The 15,069-nt window shown below is 59.4% G+C and carries 16 protein-coding genes; 6 read left to right on the top strand and 10 right to left on the bottom strand.

All coding sequences use genetic code 11. The annotated features are described in order from the left end of the window. Positions 1-33: 33 nt before the first annotated feature. The gene (locus EXY20_RS21490; protein WP_135554167.1) at positions 34-1,110 is read right to left on the bottom strand and encodes a glycine-rich domain-containing protein; all 1,077 of its coding nucleotides are present in this window, start codon (positions 1,108-1,110) and stop codon (positions 34-36) included. Positions 1,111-1,345: 235 nt separating this feature from the next. Between EXY20_RS21490 and EXY20_RS21485 the strand changes: the two genes are divergently transcribed. Continuing rightward, positions 1,346-2,257 (top strand): cation diffusion facilitator family transporter, encoded by a 912-nt coding sequence (locus tag EXY20_RS21485; protein ID WP_167859411.1) that lies wholly within the window; start codon positions 1,346-1,348, stop codon positions 2,255-2,257. Between the two features lie 121 nt (positions 2,258-2,378). On the opposite strand, the gene EXY20_RS21480 is transcribed toward EXY20_RS21485, so the two are convergent. The 3 genes from EXY20_RS21480 to EXY20_RS21470 all read right to left on the bottom strand — a co-directional run bounded on the left by EXY20_RS21480 (position 2,379) and on the right by EXY20_RS21470 (position 4,524). Continuing rightward, complete coding sequence (locus EXY20_RS21480) at positions 2,379-3,872, bottom strand: esterase-like activity of phytase family protein (RefSeq protein WP_235886130.1); 1,494 nt, start codon at positions 3,870-3,872, stop codon at positions 2,379-2,381. Positions 3,873-3,989: 117 nt separating this feature from the next. Continuing rightward, a complete protein-coding gene (locus EXY20_RS21475) occupies positions 3,990-4,217 on the bottom strand; it encodes a DUF1450 domain-containing protein (protein WP_135554166.1) in 228 nt (75 codons plus the stop codon). 4 nt (positions 4,218-4,221) lie between these two features. After that, entirely contained in the window at positions 4,222-4,524 is a 303-nt protein-coding gene (locus EXY20_RS21470) for a HesB/IscA family protein (RefSeq protein ID WP_135554165.1), read from the bottom strand. A gap of 264 nt (positions 4,525-4,788) precedes the next feature. On the opposite strand from EXY20_RS21470, the gene EXY20_RS21465 reads away from it, so the two are divergent. Further along, positions 4,789-5,352 carry an FAD-dependent oxidoreductase gene (locus tag EXY20_RS21465; protein WP_135554164.1) on the top strand — a complete coding sequence of 188 codons (564 nt, stop codon included), beginning with the start codon at positions 4,789-4,791 and terminating at the stop codon, positions 5,350-5,352. A gap of 40 nt (positions 5,353-5,392) precedes the next feature. Here EXY20_RS21465 and EXY20_RS21460 read toward each other — a convergent pair whose 3' ends face one another. Beyond that, complete coding sequence (locus EXY20_RS21460; protein WP_135554163.1) at positions 5,393-5,986, bottom strand: PadR family transcriptional regulator; 594 nt, start codon at positions 5,984-5,986, stop codon at positions 5,393-5,395. A gap of 106 nt (positions 5,987-6,092) precedes the next feature. On the opposite strand from EXY20_RS21460, the gene EXY20_RS21455 reads away from it, so the two are divergent. Further along, the gene (locus EXY20_RS21455) at positions 6,093-7,574 is read left to right on the top strand and encodes an MDR family MFS transporter (protein WP_135554162.1); all 1,482 of its coding nucleotides are present in this window, start codon (positions 6,093-6,095) and stop codon (positions 7,572-7,574) included. Positions 7,575-8,001: 427 nt separating this feature from the next. Here the strand turns inward: EXY20_RS21455 and EXY20_RS21450 are convergent, their stop codons facing one another. Then, positions 8,002-8,952: an aldo/keto reductase family protein gene (locus EXY20_RS21450; RefSeq protein WP_135554161.1), complete on the bottom strand. Its 951-nt coding sequence runs from the start codon at positions 8,950-8,952 to the stop codon at positions 8,002-8,004. Between the two features lie 164 nt (positions 8,953-9,116). Between EXY20_RS21450 and EXY20_RS21445 the strand changes: the two genes are divergently transcribed. The 3 genes from EXY20_RS21445 to EXY20_RS21435 are packed head-to-tail and all read left to right on the top strand — an operon-like array spanning position 9,117 to position 11,016. Next, complete coding sequence (locus tag EXY20_RS21445) at positions 9,117-9,482, top strand: winged helix-turn-helix transcriptional regulator (protein WP_135554160.1); 366 nt, start codon at positions 9,117-9,119, stop codon at positions 9,480-9,482. A gap of 50 nt (positions 9,483-9,532) precedes the next feature. Next, the gene (gene ytvI / locus EXY20_RS21440; RefSeq protein ID WP_135554159.1) at positions 9,533-10,699 is read left to right on the top strand and encodes a sporulation integral membrane protein YtvI; all 1,167 of its coding nucleotides are present in this window, start codon (positions 9,533-9,535) and stop codon (positions 10,697-10,699) included. A gap of 53 nt (positions 10,700-10,752) precedes the next feature. Beyond that, entirely contained in the window at positions 10,753-11,016 is a 264-nt protein-coding gene (locus EXY20_RS21435) for a hypothetical protein (RefSeq protein WP_135554158.1), read from the top strand. A 9-nt stretch (positions 11,017-11,025) separates the two neighbouring features. On the opposite strand, the gene EXY20_RS21430 is transcribed toward EXY20_RS21435, so the two are convergent. From EXY20_RS21430 to EXY20_RS21415, 4 genes are all read right to left on the bottom strand, one after another. After that, positions 11,026-11,769: an MBL fold metallo-hydrolase gene (locus EXY20_RS21430; protein WP_135554157.1), complete on the bottom strand. Its 744-nt coding sequence runs from the start codon at positions 11,767-11,769 to the stop codon at positions 11,026-11,028. An 81-nt stretch (positions 11,770-11,850) separates the two neighbouring features. Continuing rightward, positions 11,851-12,729 (bottom strand): LutC/YkgG family protein, encoded by an 879-nt coding sequence (locus tag EXY20_RS21425; RefSeq protein ID WP_135554156.1) that lies wholly within the window; start codon positions 12,727-12,729, stop codon positions 11,851-11,853. Further along, entirely contained in the window at positions 12,726-14,258 is a 1,533-nt protein-coding gene (locus EXY20_RS21420) for a LutB/LldF family L-lactate oxidation iron-sulfur protein (RefSeq protein WP_207671315.1), read from the bottom strand. The genes EXY20_RS21425 and EXY20_RS21420 overlap by 4 nt, the downstream gene beginning before the upstream one ends. After that, entirely contained in the window at positions 14,242-14,985 is a 744-nt protein-coding gene (locus EXY20_RS21415; RefSeq protein ID WP_135554155.1) for a (Fe-S)-binding protein, read from the bottom strand. Before EXY20_RS21415 ends, EXY20_RS21420 begins: the two co-directional genes overlap by 17 nt. Positions 14,986-15,069: the final 84 nt, after the last annotated feature.

Below are 15,069 nucleotides of genomic sequence, written 5' to 3'. Positions count from 1 at the left end.
CTTGCCGACACCAAACCGGCAAGGCCTCCCGTATTAATCGCCACCGCCCCCGCAACTGCTGCAGCTGCTGCCTCCGCTGTCGCCCGAACTGCACGACGACCCGCCGCCTCCGTCCGAACTGTCCGAGCCGCCACCGTCACCCGATTCGCCATCCCGATCGTCCGAGTAATCCCCGTCCGCCGCGCCGAACCCGGTGCCGCAAGCGGCATCGTTGCGCCGCGCCTCGTCCTCCTGATAAATATCGGCCATATGCCGGTCGTAGAGACCATCGCCCATTAATGAATAGCCGATCATCGCGCCGGCCATATAAGACATGGGATCGCTGGTGAAAGCCGTCCGATCGTTCCGCTGTTCGTTGTACGAAGGCGCCCGATCGATCTGGTTCCGGGCCTGATCGATCAGCCAGTCGATCGTTTGCGCAAGATCGTCGTGACGCGCTGCGGCTTCCCGGTTGAACAATTCGTCCAGCAGCTGTTCCCGACTGCCGTTCTGCAGCCTGTGCAGCCGTTCCTTCGCCAGCGGGTGGCGGCAGAACGGTCCCCAAATCACGCTGCTGAACGGCGTTTCCGCAAACAGCTGGATGTAAACCCAATCGAACCACGCCCGCTCCTGCGGCATCGGCTGAGGCGCGGCATGCGGCGCATGATGCAGGAACACGCCGGAGAACCGCTCGCAGAACCGCTGGTAATCCAGCGTAAACATCAGCATTTCATGCCAAACGGCGTCGACCGCCGCGCTGAACATCGGCAGCTTCCGCAGCACGGCGCTCATCAGGAAATAGCGCTTCAGCTCCACCAGCTTCCATTCATACTCCGCCTCCGACATCCCCGGATGCGCGGACATCACGCGCTGCTTCAAGCGCTCGCGAAAAGCCGGCGACAGCGCCGTCTCCAGCCGCTCCACCGCCGCGGCAAGCGGCGCTTCAGGGCGAAGGCCGACGGATTCCGGCAGCCCGGCGCTCGTATATCCGAACCTCCTGCCGTCTCGTTGTCCGCCAGCCCCCCCGCGACCGTTATTGACCGATCCGCCGGTCCGCCGACGCTGCGAAACAACGGATAACAGCAATAAAACAACTACCACGACAAGGGCAAGCCCGATAATATTTCCCACGTCATTTCCTCCGATCCCGGTATGTACGAGCCAAGCGGGAAGTCATGTACGCCGCGCCTCCCCGACTCTTTCTTTCACTATACCATAAACCGTTCCGGTCAGTTGAGACGGGTGAACGATGTTTCCCCGCGCCACCTTTTCCCGCACAGGACCAAAACTGTTTCTCTAGACCCACATGATAGCGGTATTGTAAGATGGCAATAATGATTGGAGGACGCGAGGGGAGGTGCCTTCCTTGACAGCAAACGACGACAAAGCAAGCGACATCAAAGCCGGGGAGAAAGGCGCTCTCGTCAGCATCGGCGCCTACTTGCTGCTGGCCGCCGCCAAAATCGCCTTCGGCTACTTTTCCGGCTCGAAAGCGCTGACGGCCGACGGTTTGAACAATACAACCGACATTATCGCTTCCGTCGCCATCCTGATCGGGCTGCGCATTTCGCAGAAGCCGCCTGACCGCGACCATCCGTACGGCCATTTGCGCGCCCAGACAATCAGCTCGCTCGTGGCGTCGTTCATTATGGCAACGGTCAGCATCCAGGTGCTCATCCAGGCCGTGCGCGCATTGTTCCAGGACGCCGGCGAAGCGCCCGGCATGATCGCCGGTTGGGTATCGCTCGGCTCCGCAGTCTGCATGTATGCGGTCTACCGCTATAACCGCGGCGTCGCCAAACGGATCAACAACAACGCGCTGATGGCCGCGGCGCAGGACAACCGTTCGGACATGCTCGTCAGCATCGGCGTGGCGGTCGGCGTCTTCGGCTCCGGTTTCGGCGTCTCCTGGCTCGATCCGGTCGCCGCGATCGTCGTCGGCTTCATGATCGCCAAAACGGCGTGGGATATTTTCAAGGAAGCGTCCCATGCCCTGTCCGACGGCTTCGACGTCGGCGAGCTCGACAGCTTCCGCCAAACCGCCGCCAGCGTGCCCGGCGTAAGCCGGATCAAGGACATTCGCGCGCGCATTCACGGCAACCATGTGCTGGTCGACATTATCGTGCTGGTCGACCCCGAGCTCAGCGTGGCCGACAGCCACGCAATCGCCGACCACATCGAGCGGCGCATGCGCAAACGGCACAACGTCTATTACGCCCATGTACATATCGAACCCTTGCGCCCGATGGACATGCAGCTGACGCAGCCGCAGCCGTAGGCAGCACCGGCACATCCCGGCAACGAGGCCGAGGTGCGCCGCCGCTCCGCACCTAATAGCCGCAATGCCCGTCCGCCGGGCGCTGCGGCTATTATCGTTGTTGCGGCTGAAGCGAGCCGGCTCAGAACAGATCGGTTTTGACGTCGATTGTCAGCAGTTGTGTCGGCACGCCGGTAAACGTCAGGTTGGCGTTTTCGTCGTAGTTGACTTGATAGTCGTTGTCGTTGACGACGGCAATCGTCCGCTTGTCGATGACGGTAAGCCCTTCGAATTTCTCCGGCTGGTAGCCGAGCTTGACCAGATCGACCGCAAGTTCCTTCGTGACCGGTACGATACCGAGATCTTTCAGCTGCTGAACCGAATAGCCTTCCAGCTTGTCGCTCCATTCGGTGCCGAGCAGGTTCGTTGCCTTGCTGAAGTCGGACTTGTAGACGCGTTTGATTTGCGAATCGGCGCCGGACAGCTTGTCGCGCTCGTCGACGAGCAGCACGCTGCCGCTCAGCGCGTGCAGGTCGCTGATGACTTCGTCTTTCTGCTCCGTTTTGACGTAATCCTTGGCATTCTCCGCTACGTAAACATACTCGCCGGTCACTTTCACCGTTTCGAGATCGACTTTCAGGATGCGCAGGTTGCGCGACGCTTCGCCGGTCTTTTTGTCCGGCACGGCAAGCGGGCTTTGGATCGACGTATACAGCGTCTTGCCATCGGGCGAAATCGCCACGCCTTCAAACCCGCGATTGGCGATGCGGTTGTTGTAAATGGCAGGGAGCAGCTCGACGAGATTCATTTGCGCGCCGGCGGCTTCCAGCTTCGCTTTCATCCCCTGCGGCACATAACGGGCGATGACGGTGCCGTCGCGCTTCACATGCACGAGCGAAGGACGGTACTCCTCGCTGATCCAGAACGTGTCGTCGTTCGGGTTGTAGGCGATGCTTTCCGGATCGAGGCCGTCGGGATCGTATGACAGCACCTTGACGCCTTTTTCATCGTACGGAATTTCATCCGGGCCGGCCAGATTGGACAAACCGGTAACCGCCGTGTCGCCGGTCACGACGTTAGCTTTGCCTTCCGGCAGCTTCAGCTTGATCGTATCGACAATTTCGATTGCGCCGTTCTCCACCTTGATTTTGTAAATCGCCGGGTTGAACCGTTCGACCGGGAACGTGCGCACCTTGTCTTTGCCGATTTGCCCGTTCGGTCCGCGGTCGCCCATCGTATAGAACACGTTGTCCGGATCGCCGGGCAAACGGGTCAGCGCCGAAAAACCGCCCATGCTGATGCCGCTGCCGATCGGCCCTGGATTGCGCAGCTCATACGTATTCGTAATGACCGGCTTCTCCTGGAGCGTAATCGTCCGGTTCCAATCGTTCCAGTCCAACTGCTTGCCGAGCGCCTCGCCAAGCGAACGCAGCGGCACGTACGCGCTGCCGTCGATGACGACCGGGTCCTTTTCCAACTTCACCTGTTTGCCTGCCGAAAAAACCGGAAATTGCACCGTTACCGCCTGAAGCGTCGCTTCGCCGGCGGCGTAGGCAAACGGGGAAATCGCGGCGCAAATAAGGACAATGCCTGCGGCGATCGTGCGTTTGCTGCGGACCATCTTGTTCCAAGACATGAAAAAAGCCCTCCCGAGAATAAAGTAATCGAAGTCGATTGCTCTTCTCAGCGTAGGGCTTCCGTATTATCGCGACATCAAACCGGTATGGAGAATTTGTAAAGGCTTCATGCACAATCAGCGTTTGATGTACTTGCTCGCCTTGTCCACCGCTTCGTCTTCGGTCGCTCCGGTAATGTACCGGCCGTTGATGAACACGAAGGCGAACCGGGAACATGGGCCGCAGTACGACTTGCAGCCGACTTTGATATCCGCGTCCGGCGCAAGCTTCTCCAGCCTCGGCACGATCGTCTTGAGCCGCGTGTGCTTGCACTTGTCGCAGACGCGAATGTCGTTTTTGGCCATTGGATTAGTGATCCCCGTGGTTTCCTTTGCTCGGATTCGTCACGACGAATCCTTCCTGCGGCATATACAGATAATCGATCTTGACTCCGTCGAGCAGCGGTACGTTCGGGTCGAGAATGACATCGATTTCCTTATCCGTCGAAACGACGACGTCCCACTCTTTCGGCGTATCGAGATCGAGTCCGTAGTGCGCGTGATCGCCGTGGCTGTGCGTAATGTAAACGCGCAGCTTCAGCTCCTTGTTGTCTTGCTTGTCCAATTCCTGTTTGATGATTTTCGCGGCGTTGCGGGTAATTTTGCATTCCATAGCATTCCATCTCCTGTTCCTTGTCCGCATTTCTTTTATTTTATAGAATGAAGGGCCCGAACGCAACCGAAACAACGGCAAAAGAAAGCGGCAACCGCATGTTCCGGCGCGATTAATCGATCCCGGATTGGACACGCTACAGGAGGAACCTGGTATTGCGCGGGTTTATAGCCATACTTTCTATACGGGAAAGTTGATTTAGCGGCGCGCTCGGTTCATAATAGAGTTGTTTGCGGCAATCAAAACGCTAGGAGGGATTAATCGATGTACGACATTGCGATTATCGGAGCGGGACCCGCGGGAGCCAGCGCAGCGCTGTTCGCCGCCAAAGCGGGCAAAAAAGTCGTCGTGATCGACAGCGACCAAAGCGTAACAAGACGCGCCTGGATCGAAAACCACTACGGCGTAGCGGAAATTACCGGTCCCGATCTGGTGGAAACCGGGAAGAAGCAAGCGGCCAAATTCGGCGCGGAATTCATCACGGACAAGGCTACCGCCATTTCCGGCGAAGCGGGCGGCTTTACGGTCAAAACCGAAGCCGGCGAATACGCCGCTTCCCATGTCATCGTCGCTTCCGGTCTGATGACCGACGTGGCCGAAGCTTCCGGCCTGCAGACGAAGGATGGCACGGAGCCGCGGATCAAAACGATTTTTGACGTGGATGCCCAAGGGAAAACGAACAAAGCCGGGATTTGGGCCGCCGGCACTTGCGCGGGCGTCAGCATGCATACGATCGTTACCGCCGGTCACGGCGCTGCGGTCGCGATCAACGTCATCAGCGAGCTGAACGGCGCTCGTTATGTCGATCACGACGTACTTAAAGCGTAGCAACACACAATCAACAGCCCGGACGCCTTGTCCGGGCTTCTTATGTTTCTCCCGCCGTCTCATCCCCAAGCAGCTTCCGCACCCATACGCACCATTCGATATTCGTACGCACGACCGCAATCGCCTTTTGCAGCAAAATGAACTTGCCGAACTGATCCGACGTGTGCGCCAAATACGATTCGCTCTTGTCTTCCCGCAGCTCCCCGGCCATCTTATCGTAGAGAGCCCGTTTGTCACGGTACAGACGTTCGCGCTCGGCAAACATCCGAATCATCGTCGGCGCGTCGGACAGCCGGATGCAATACGTCTTGAGCAGCAGCTCGTCGCGGCTCGCCGGCTCCGCCGTTGGCGCGGCAATCCAGACACGAATGGCGTCGATGCCGGCATCGGTGATGGCGTAAATTTTTTTGTCCGGCTTGTCGTCCTGGCGATAGACGTTGTACCGTACGTATTCGAGCCGCTCGAGCTTGGCTAGCAACGGATAAATTTGGCTGTGCTTCGCCTGCCAGAACGGCTGGATGCGCAGCATCATGTCGTAGCCGGACAGCCGCTCCTTGCTGAGCAGCGCCAGCAAGCCGTAGGCAAGCGTGTTCAGTTCCGGCGGCCCGCCGCGCTCCGTGTTTCCATCTCGCATTGACAACTTCTCCTCTTGAGGAGTATCATTTCTCGTGCAGCGATGACCATATGTCAATATATACATAACGCCAGCTGTCATGTCAACCAACGTCCGGAGGAGCTCCATGTCAACCGATTCTACGCATCACATCCGCTTTTGGCCGGTTATGATCGCGATCTTTCTCGGCTCGTTCGTAACCGTACTCAGCATGAGCACCATCAATATCGCCATACCGGTGCTGATGAACGAATTGAACAGCAGCTTGTCGACGATGCAGTGGACCATCACCGGGTTCATGCTGGCGATGGGCACCGTTGCCCCGCTGACGGGCTTTCTCGGCGACCGGTTCAGCTACAAGCGGCTGTATGTGTTCGCCCTTGTCGGCTTTACGGTCACGTCGGCGCTGTGCGCGCTTGCCTGGGACCCGGCTTCGCTCGTCTTTTTCCGTATTCTGCAGGGCTGCTTTACCGGGCTTGTCATGCCGGCGACGATGACGATCATTTACCAGGTGGTGCCGCGCGAACGGCAGGCGATGGCCATCAGCCTGTGGTCGCTGTCCGCAATGCTGGCGCCGGCGTTCGGGCCGACGATCAGCGGCTGGCTGATCGACAACTGGAACTGGCAGTTCATGTTCTGGTTCAATGTGCCTTTCGGCATCGTGTCCATCGTCCTTGCCTTTATCCTCATTCCTTATTACCGGCTTAACGTGCCGAAGGCGTTCGATTTCATCGGATTGCTGACCGTTGTCGTCGGCAGCCTGTCGCTGCTCATCGCCATCAGCGAAGGCCACAAGTGGGGCTGGTCCGATGTCAAAACGATCGGGCTCATCGCGCTCGGCATCATCGTCATCGGCTTGTTTATCTGGCGCGAGCTGAAAGTCAAGGTGCCGCTGCTCAACCTGCGCGTGTTCCGCAACGGTCGCTATACGATTACGCTGATTATTGCCAGCATCATCACGATCAGCTTGTACTCGGGCACGTATTTGACGCCGCTGTTTTTGCAGCAAATCCAGCATGTAACGCCGCTTGACAGCGGGTTGATCTTGCTTCCCGCCTCGCTTGCGATGGCGATCGCCATGCCGGCCGTAGGCAAGCTGTACGGCAAAATCGGTCCGATGCGGCTCATGATCGCCGGCATCGCGCTGATCGCCGTCGGTACGCTGGCGCTGAGCTGGCTGAGCGTAGACGTTTCGCACGGCTACATCATCTTCTGGATGCTCGTGCGCAACATCGGCATTGCGCTGTCGACGATGCCGGCCAGCAATGCGGGCATGGAGGAAATTCCGCGCGAGCTGTCGGGCCACGCTTCTTCGATCAACAACTGGATCCGCAACGTGCTTGGCTCGTTTGCGATTGCGTTGTTCACATCGATGCTGGCCAGCCGCCAAACGGTTCACGTCGCCGATCTGAAGTCGGCCGCGGAGGGCGCAGGCGACCAGGCGGCCATCGGCGTCCAGGCGTTTACGATGAGCGTCAACGACGTCTACCTGCTCGCCACGATCATCGTGCTGGTCAGCTTGCCGATCGCGCTGCTGGTGCGCAAGAAGCCGAAGCCGGAGATGGCCGTCGCCTCGGCGGCGGACAGCGGCAAAAGCGCTACCGCGTAACGGCAGCAGTTGCCGAAGCATGGATTATTCCGCAGGGCCGGTATCGGCCCTGTTTTTTTCGTGTTGACAAGGCTGCTCAAGAGGCCACTGAGGCCACTACTCGCCTCGCTTCTCCGCAGACACTCCACCCGCTTCTCTTCGCTGTCCGGATGAGGACAAAATAGGCCATAAAAAATGGCTTATTAGCCCCATTTCGCCTGCCTCGTCGGAAATAGCCAGTGAAAACACTGGCTATTTGAGCCAAAAGACTCCAATCTGGGCAGACTGACGCGAATAGCCAGTGAAATCACTGGCTATTTTCAATGATGCGCCTGAAATGGAGCCAATAAGCCATTTTTTGTTGGCTATTTCATTGCCAAACTTGTTCGCGCCCAGCCAAAGCACAAACAGAGCCGATCTGTCGATCGGCCCCGCTTGCCTCGCTTCCTTACCCTTGCAGCACTTGCTCGATATCGCGGATATCTTCCGCGCTCAGCTTGACGCCCGACGCCTTGGCGTTGTCTTCGATCTGGTCCGGGCGCGACGCGCCGACGATGCAGCTCGAAATGTTCGGCAAGCGCAGAATCCACGCCAGCGCCAGCTGCGCCAGCGTAATATCGTTGCGCTCGGCGATCGGCCGCAGCCGTTCGACCTTCTTCAGCTGCTCTTCCTTCAGCAGCGCCTCCATGAACATGTTGGACTTCGGGTCGAGCGCACGCGAGCCTTCCGGCGCCGGCGCCCCCGGCTTGTATTTGCCGGTCAGCACGCCTTGCGCCAGCGGCGAAAACACGACCTGCCCCACCCCGTCGCGCTCGCTCACCGGGACGATCTCCGCTTCGATTTTGCGATTGAACATATGGTACTGCGGCTGGTTCGACACGATCCGGTCGAGGTTCATTTCCTTCGCCGTATGCACGGCGTCGGCAATTTGCACCGCGCTCCACTCGCTGACGCCGACGTACAGCACCTTGCCCTGCGTTACCAGATCGTCAAGCGCGCGCAGCGTTTCGTCCAGCGGCGTGTTCGGATCGTAGCGGTGGCACTGGTACAAGTCGAAATATTCGACGTTCATCCGCTTCAGACTCGCTTCGCACTGCTCCATGATGTGCTTGCGCGACAAGCCGCGATCGTTCGGACCGTCGCCCATCGGGAAAAACACTTTGGTCGCCAGCACGTACGAATCCCGCTTGTATTTGGCCAGCGCCTTGCCGTAAATTTCTTCCGCCGCGCCGCGCATGTACACGTTCGCCGTATCGAAAAAATTGATGCCCAGCTCATATGCCTTATCGACGACTTCCTCCGCCGTTTGTCCGCCTACCGATCCGCCGTACGTCAGCCAACTGCCGAGCCCGATTTCGCTGACCTTCATCCCGCTTCTTCCCAATCGACGATATTCCACTTCCGATGACCTCTTTTCCATTTGAAAATAGTGCTGCCGTATTGCTATTGCCATTGTACCCGTTCTTCTATACTATGAAAAGTAGTGAAAAGATTGTACCATTATTACACCGATCATAGCTGCTTACCTTGGCGTAAGTAACTGCCGAAAGGAGAGAACCCGTATTGGCCAAACAGGAAGAAGCGCTCGCCGCCTCCCGCCACCTGGACAATTACGTGCCGAAGCAGCCGACGAAGATCGCCTGCTCGATCGAACAGACGCTGAACGTCATCGGCGGCAAATGGTCGTTCCTCGTGCTGCGCGAGCTGTTCTGCGGCACGCGCCGGTTCGGCGAGCTGCAGCGCAGCATCGCCGGCGTCAGCCCGAAGGCGCTCACCGACACGTTGCGCCACCTTGAGGACAAGGGCGTGCTCGAACGCCACGCGTATCCGACCGTGCCTGTCACCGTCGAGTATACGCTGACGCCCAAAGGGGAAGATTTGCACCAAATATTAAAGGAAATGAAGCTTTGGGCGGCCAAATGGACCTAGGCGGGGGATCCCCCCGGCCTGTCCGCAACTGACGAAGAGGAGGAGCAGCTTTGCTCGCGTTTTACAAAAAGTATTACAAAACGGTGTTCGACATCGCCTTGATCGGACTCACGATTTATTTGTTCATGCTGCTGTTCAGCTTCCTGTACAAGCTGGCGACGCCGATTTTCCTCGCATTGATCATTTTTGCGATTATCGAGCCGCTGGCCCGCTGGCTGCACCGCCGCGGCTTCAAGAAGTCGATCGCCACCGCGCTGTCGATGACGCTGTTCGTGCTTGTGATCGTCGCCGCGCTGTTCGGCGCCGGCTTCATCTTCACCCAGCAAGTGTACAACCTCGTCGATAAAATCCCGGCCTACAAACAAGCGCTGCAGCAGCAAATCGACATCAACGCCGATTTCCTCGAACAGCGGCTGGATGCGCTCCCTCCCGACCTGGCGGAGAAAGGCAAAGAATACATAGGCGTCGTTACCGATTACGGCTCCAAGCTGGCGCAAACGTTTCTCAAATGGCTCGTCGGCAAAATATCGTCGATTTCGTCGTTTGTGGTCAACTTTACGATCGGCATCATTCTCGCCTATTTCCTCAGCATCGAAATCGGCACCTGGAAGCGGCTCGCCCGCGACAAGACGCCGCGCACGTTCAAAACCGCCTTCACGTTCATTCGCGTCAACGTGCTTGCCGGCATCGGCGGTTATTTGAAAGCGCAGATGAAGCTCATTTCGATCACGTTTGTCGTCATCCTGCTCGCGCTGCTGGCGCTGGGGGTCAAAAACGCGTTTTCGATCGCGCTGCTCTCGGCCGTTTTCGACCTGTTGCCCTTGCTCGGCGTTTCGACCGTGTTCGTGCCGTGGATCATTTACTTGTTCTTTACCGGCGACACGACGCTGGCGATTTGGCTGACCGCGCTGCTCGGCATCGTAATTGGCGCCCGGCAAATTCTCGAGCCGAAAATTACCGGCGACACGCTCGGGGTCTCCGCGTTTACGATGCTGTCGTTCATGATCATTTCGCTCTCGCTGTTCGGCGTATCCGGATTGATCCTGTCGCCGATTCTGATCATTTCGCTGAAGGCGCTGCACGAGCAAGGATATTTGAAACGATGGATCCGGCTGCCGGAGGACTACGAGCCGTATGAACCGTACGAGCCGGACGGGCCTAACGGACCGGACGCGCCCGGCGCGCAACCGGAGCAAGCCAAAGAGCCGCGCGCCTGACCCTGTGCAAGGGATCGGCGCCGGCTCGGTTCAACAGGAAAAGGAGGGATTCCGTGCCCATCGATTTCAGTCAGGTCAAAGCGGGCGACATCCTGCCGGTACAACCGGCGGATAAAGAAATCAAGCTGTTTCTGGAACGGCAAGGCTACCTGGTCGGCATGGCCGCGCAGGTGCTCGAAATCAGCGAGCCGATCGAATCGTTTAATCCGCGCACCGGCACGGACGACACGTATTTGCACGTGGTCGTCACCAACGGCAAACGCCCGCTCGAATTCGGCGTGCGCAAGTCGGAAGGGTATCATTCCGACTATTTCTAAAGGGCCGCGCTACCCCGCCAGCTCCTCGAGCCGGCTTCGGATATCCGCAGCTGCGCCGGTAACGACGCCGCCGTGGTAGCAGACGACCGTTTCGATGTCGTACGGCAGCAGCTTGCGCAGCGAAGCGAGCGCAAGCGGCATGTCCGGCGTTGCGCTTTCGTTCGGGCCAATCAGCTTTCCGTCCGCGGCCATCAGCGCGTCGCCGGCGATCAGCACTTTGCTGGCGTGCAGATAGAAGCTGAGATGGCCGGGCGTATGGCCCGGGGTATGGATGGTGGTGATGCCGCCGCAATACGGCAGCTTCTCGCCGTCCGCCAGCAAGGTGTCGACTTTGGAAACCGGCGGGGACGCCAGCACATGTTCGACGATCGTGCGGAACGATTCCGGCAGCGTGTCGAAACGGGGCGACTGGCGCAGCATACTCATCTTCAGAATCGGCTTCTCGCCTTCGATCGACGGCTTGTCCTCGGCATGGGCGAACACTTCAAGTGTTTGCGGCAATTCTTCGCGCAGCTTGGGCATGCTGCCAAGGTGGTCGATGTCCTGATGCGTCAGCACCACCTTGTCGAGCCGGGCGATGTCGATGCCGAGCCGTTCGATTTCCTCGCGGATCGGTTTCGATTGCCCCGGCGTGCCGGTGTCGAACAGCAGCACGTTCGTTTCGTCCCAGACAAGCGTCGGATGAATGACGCTCGGCGTTCCCGAAAACGACATTGTCAATTCCAACGTAGCTACTCCTTCGGCGATTTTCATCTTGTCGCCACTCCTCCTTCGGATGAGCACAACAAACGGGCCGATCGATTTCGGCCCGTTTGCTGCTTTTCCTCCATTATATCACGGCACGATAATGATCGCATGCACCTTGCCCGGCCCGTGGATGCCGATGGTCAAGTCGTTTTCGATATCGGCGCTGCGGCTCGGGCCGGTAATCAAATTGATCGAGGACGGCAAATCGCCGAGATCGGGGTATTGCTCCTTGATGCGGGCGAACACTTCGCCCATGCGCGTCACGAGCTGGTCCTGACGGAAAATCGCCAGCAGCGCGCCGGGCAGCAAGCTCACCGAGCGGCCTTTGCCGCCGCGGGCGAGCAGCGCCAGCGTGCCGGTGTTGGCGATCGCCCAGTCGGCCCAGACGATGCCGAGCTGGCTGCGCTCCGCGGCGCGCAGCAGCGGGCTGCGCTTCGCCCAGTTCGACGGGCGCTGCTCCGCTTCTTCGGCGATGGCCGCGGCGGCGCCCGGCGAGGCGGCCGCCTTCGCCGCGCTCGGCATCGCTTCGCCCACCGCCGCTTCGGCCGCATTCGCCGCCTGCGGCTGCAGCGCCAAGGCTTCGGCCGCGCTCAGCTCGCGCCACGGCACGTAGTCGACGCCGGCTTCGCGCAGCGCATCCTCAATGCCAAGCGCGGCCAGCTCTTCGTGCTCCCACGCCGCCGCTCGCGACAGCGCAAGCTCCGTCTTCAGCTCGCGCAAATAAGCGGCGATCGCCTCTTTCGCTTCCGCTTCCTTGACGATCAGCACTTTGCCGGTGAGCGCGGACCAGCTTTTGGCGAACAGGCCGACGTTTTCGTCCGGCGTCAGCTTGATGTCGCGGTAATGCTCCGGCACGCCGCGCACCGGATGGGGCGGCGCCTCGGCAAGCGGCTTGCTGCGGCCGAGCCGCCGGGCGATATTGTTCATGAACGCTTCGCGTCCGGTGATCGTGCCTGGCTGTGTCATCGTCCGTTCCCCCGTTGTCCGTCGTGTCCCGCTTGCTTCGCGCCGGCTCCGCCGCCGGTTTTGCCGCCGCCGGCCTTCAGCTCCTGCTGCAGCGCCTCCCAGCGGTCGCGGAACGATTGCTTCGGCTTCATCGGGAAAAACCGCGCGTCGGTCCAGCCGGCCATCGGGCCCGGCCCCTTGCGGATGAACCCGCCGCGCACGAACGGCTTCTGCAAATAATAAGCCGATTTCGTCGCCATTTTATAGAATGTGACGTTGCCGAACATCGTTTGGAATGTGCGGAAAGCGATCCGTTCGACAAGAGGCGTCAGCTTCATTTGCACCTTGCGGTGGCGAAGATGGACGAGCATGTCGTGCAGCGGAATTTTCACCGGGCACGCTTCCCAGCACGCGCCGCACAAGCTCGACGCATTGGCGAGCGCTCCCGCTTCCTTCATGTCTTGCTGCAAGAGCGGCGTCAGCACGGCGCCGATCGGGCCGCTGTAGACGCTGCCGTACGCATGGCCGCCGATGTGGCGATACACCGGGCACACGTTCAGGCAAGCCGCGCAGCGGATGCAGTGCAGCACTTCCTGGAACGTTTCGTCGCCGAGCTGCGCCGAACGTCCGTTGTCGAGCACGATGACGTGAAGCTCCTCCGGCCCGTCGAGATCTTCCGGCCGCTTCGGCCCGGTGACCAGCGACGTGTACGTCGTCAGCTTCTGCCCCGTGGCGCTGCGCGCCAGCAGGTTGAGCATCACTTCGAGATCGTCGAACGTCGGGATCAGCCGCTCCATGCCCATCACGACGACGTGCACCTTCGGCAGCGTCGATACCATGCGCCCGTTGCCTTCGTTCGACACGAGCGTAATCGAACCCGATTCCGCCACGCCGAAGTTGCAGCCGGTCAGCCCGATGTCCGCTTCGAGGAAGTAGTTGCGCAGCTTGCCGCGGGCGTAAGCGGCGAGCGGCTTCGTCTCCGGCGGGAACTTCTGTCCCGAATCGGCCGTGAACAGGTCGGCGATTTGCTGCTTGTTTTTGTGGATGGCCGGGATAATCAAGTGCGAAGGCGTTTCCTTCGCCAGCTGCAAAATATATTCGCCCAAATCGGTTTCGATCGCTTCGATGCCGATTTCTTCGAGATGGTGGTTCAGATGCATTTCTTCGGACACCATCGACTTGCCTTTGGCCACCAGCTTCGCTTCGTTCGCCAGCGCGATGTCGATGAATTGTTTCACCGCCTGTTTGCCGTCGTTGCAGAAGTAAACGTGTCCGCCCGCTTTGGCCACATTGTCGGTGAACTGGGTCAAATAGTAGTCGAGATGGTTGATCGTGTGGCGGCGAATGTCGCTGCCGCGCTCGCGCCACTTCTCCCAGTTGCCGATGTCGGCCATGGCGTCAAGCCGGCCGTTCTTCAGCTTGTCGGTCGTAAACGCAACCGCCTTGCGCAGAAACTCGTCGGCAAGCGCCAGCTCCGTCCGTTTCTTCAGCCCGGTGCCGATCAGCTCCAGCTTCGGGTCGTGCGCATGATCCTTAACGGCCTGACTCACGGTTGTTCACTCCTTCCTCCAGCAGCTGGGCGATATGCATGATGCGAATCGGTTTGCCTTCTTTGTTGAGCCGGCCGCCGATGTTCATCAGGCAGCCCATGTCGGTGCCGCACAGCACGTTCGCGTTCGTCGCGCAGACGTTGGCCGCTTTTTCGCATACCATCGCTTCGGACATGTCGGCCATCTTCACCGCAAACGTACCGCCGAACCCGCAGCAGTCTTCCTTGCGCGGCAGTTCGACGAAGTCCATGCCGTCGACGTTGGCGAGCAGCTCGCGCGGCTCCTCCTTCACCCCAAGCAAACGCATGGCGTGGCAGGAAGGATGGTACGTCACTTTCTCGCGGAACACCGCGTCGAGATCGGTAACGCCCAGGACGTTGACAAGAAATTGCGAAAACTCGTACGTCTTCTCGACCAGTTGTTCCGCCTTGCGCAACCATTCCGGTTCGTCCTTGAACAGATGCGGATAATAATGGTGCACCATACCGGTGCAGGAGCCCGACGGCGACACGACATAGTCGCTGTGCTCGAACGCGCGGATCATCGCGCGCGCCACTTCGCGCGCTTCGTCCTGGTAGCCGCTGTTGAACGCCGGCTGGCCGCAGCACGTCTGCGCCTGCGGAAAATCGACCTCGCACCCGTAACGGGAGAGCAGCCGGACGACGCTTTCGCCCACTTCGGGGTACAACTGGTCGGCCAGGCACGTAACAAACAAGGAAACTCTCATTGGTAACGTTCCTTTCGACATCTTTTATACTTGTCAGGTTATCAGATAAGTTGCGATTTGAAAAGCCCTTGTTGCGCAAGGGCG

The organism is Paenibacillus cymbidii, assembly GCF_004764705.1.
In the GTDB taxonomy this organism is placed as follows: Bacteria; Bacillota; Bacilli; order Paenibacillales; family NBRC-103111; genus Paenibacillus_AN; species Paenibacillus_AN cymbidii.
This window is presented reverse-complemented; position numbering and strand designations above follow the sequence as displayed.

What these genes read in the sequence shown, in the direction of transcription:
- EXY20_RS21480 (WP_235886130.1), bottom strand. Translation starts at nt 3,872, where the DNA reads ATGTCTTGGAACAAGATGGTCCGCAGCAAACGCACGATCGCCGCAGGC.
- EXY20_RS21475 (WP_135554166.1), bottom strand. Translation starts at nt 4,217, where the DNA reads ATGGCCAAAAACGACATTCGCGTCTGCGACAAGTGCAAGCACACGCGG.
- EXY20_RS21470 (WP_135554165.1), bottom strand. Translation starts at nt 4,524, where the DNA reads ATGGAATGCAAAATTACCCGCAACGCCGCGAAAATCATCAAACAGGAA.
- EXY20_RS21465 (WP_135554164.1), top strand. Translation starts at nt 4,789, where the DNA reads ATGTACGACATTGCGATTATCGGAGCGGGACCCGCGGGAGCCAGCGCA.
- EXY20_RS21460 (WP_135554163.1), bottom strand. Translation starts at nt 5,986, where the DNA reads ATGCGAGATGGAAACACGGAGCGCGGCGGGCCGCCGGAACTGAACACG.
- EXY20_RS21455 (WP_135554162.1), top strand. Translation starts at nt 6,093, where the DNA reads ATGTCAACCGATTCTACGCATCACATCCGCTTTTGGCCGGTTATGATC.
- EXY20_RS21430 (WP_135554157.1), bottom strand. Translation starts at nt 11,769, where the DNA reads ATGAAAATCGCCGAAGGAGTAGCTACGTTGGAATTGACAATGTCGTTT.
- EXY20_RS21425 (WP_135554156.1), bottom strand. Translation starts at nt 12,729, where the DNA reads ATGACACAGCCAGGCACGATCACCGGACGCGAAGCGTTCATGAACAAT.
- EXY20_RS21415 (WP_135554155.1), bottom strand. Translation starts at nt 14,985, where the DNA reads ATGAGAGTTTCCTTGTTTGTTACGTGCCTGGCCGACCAGTTGTACCCC.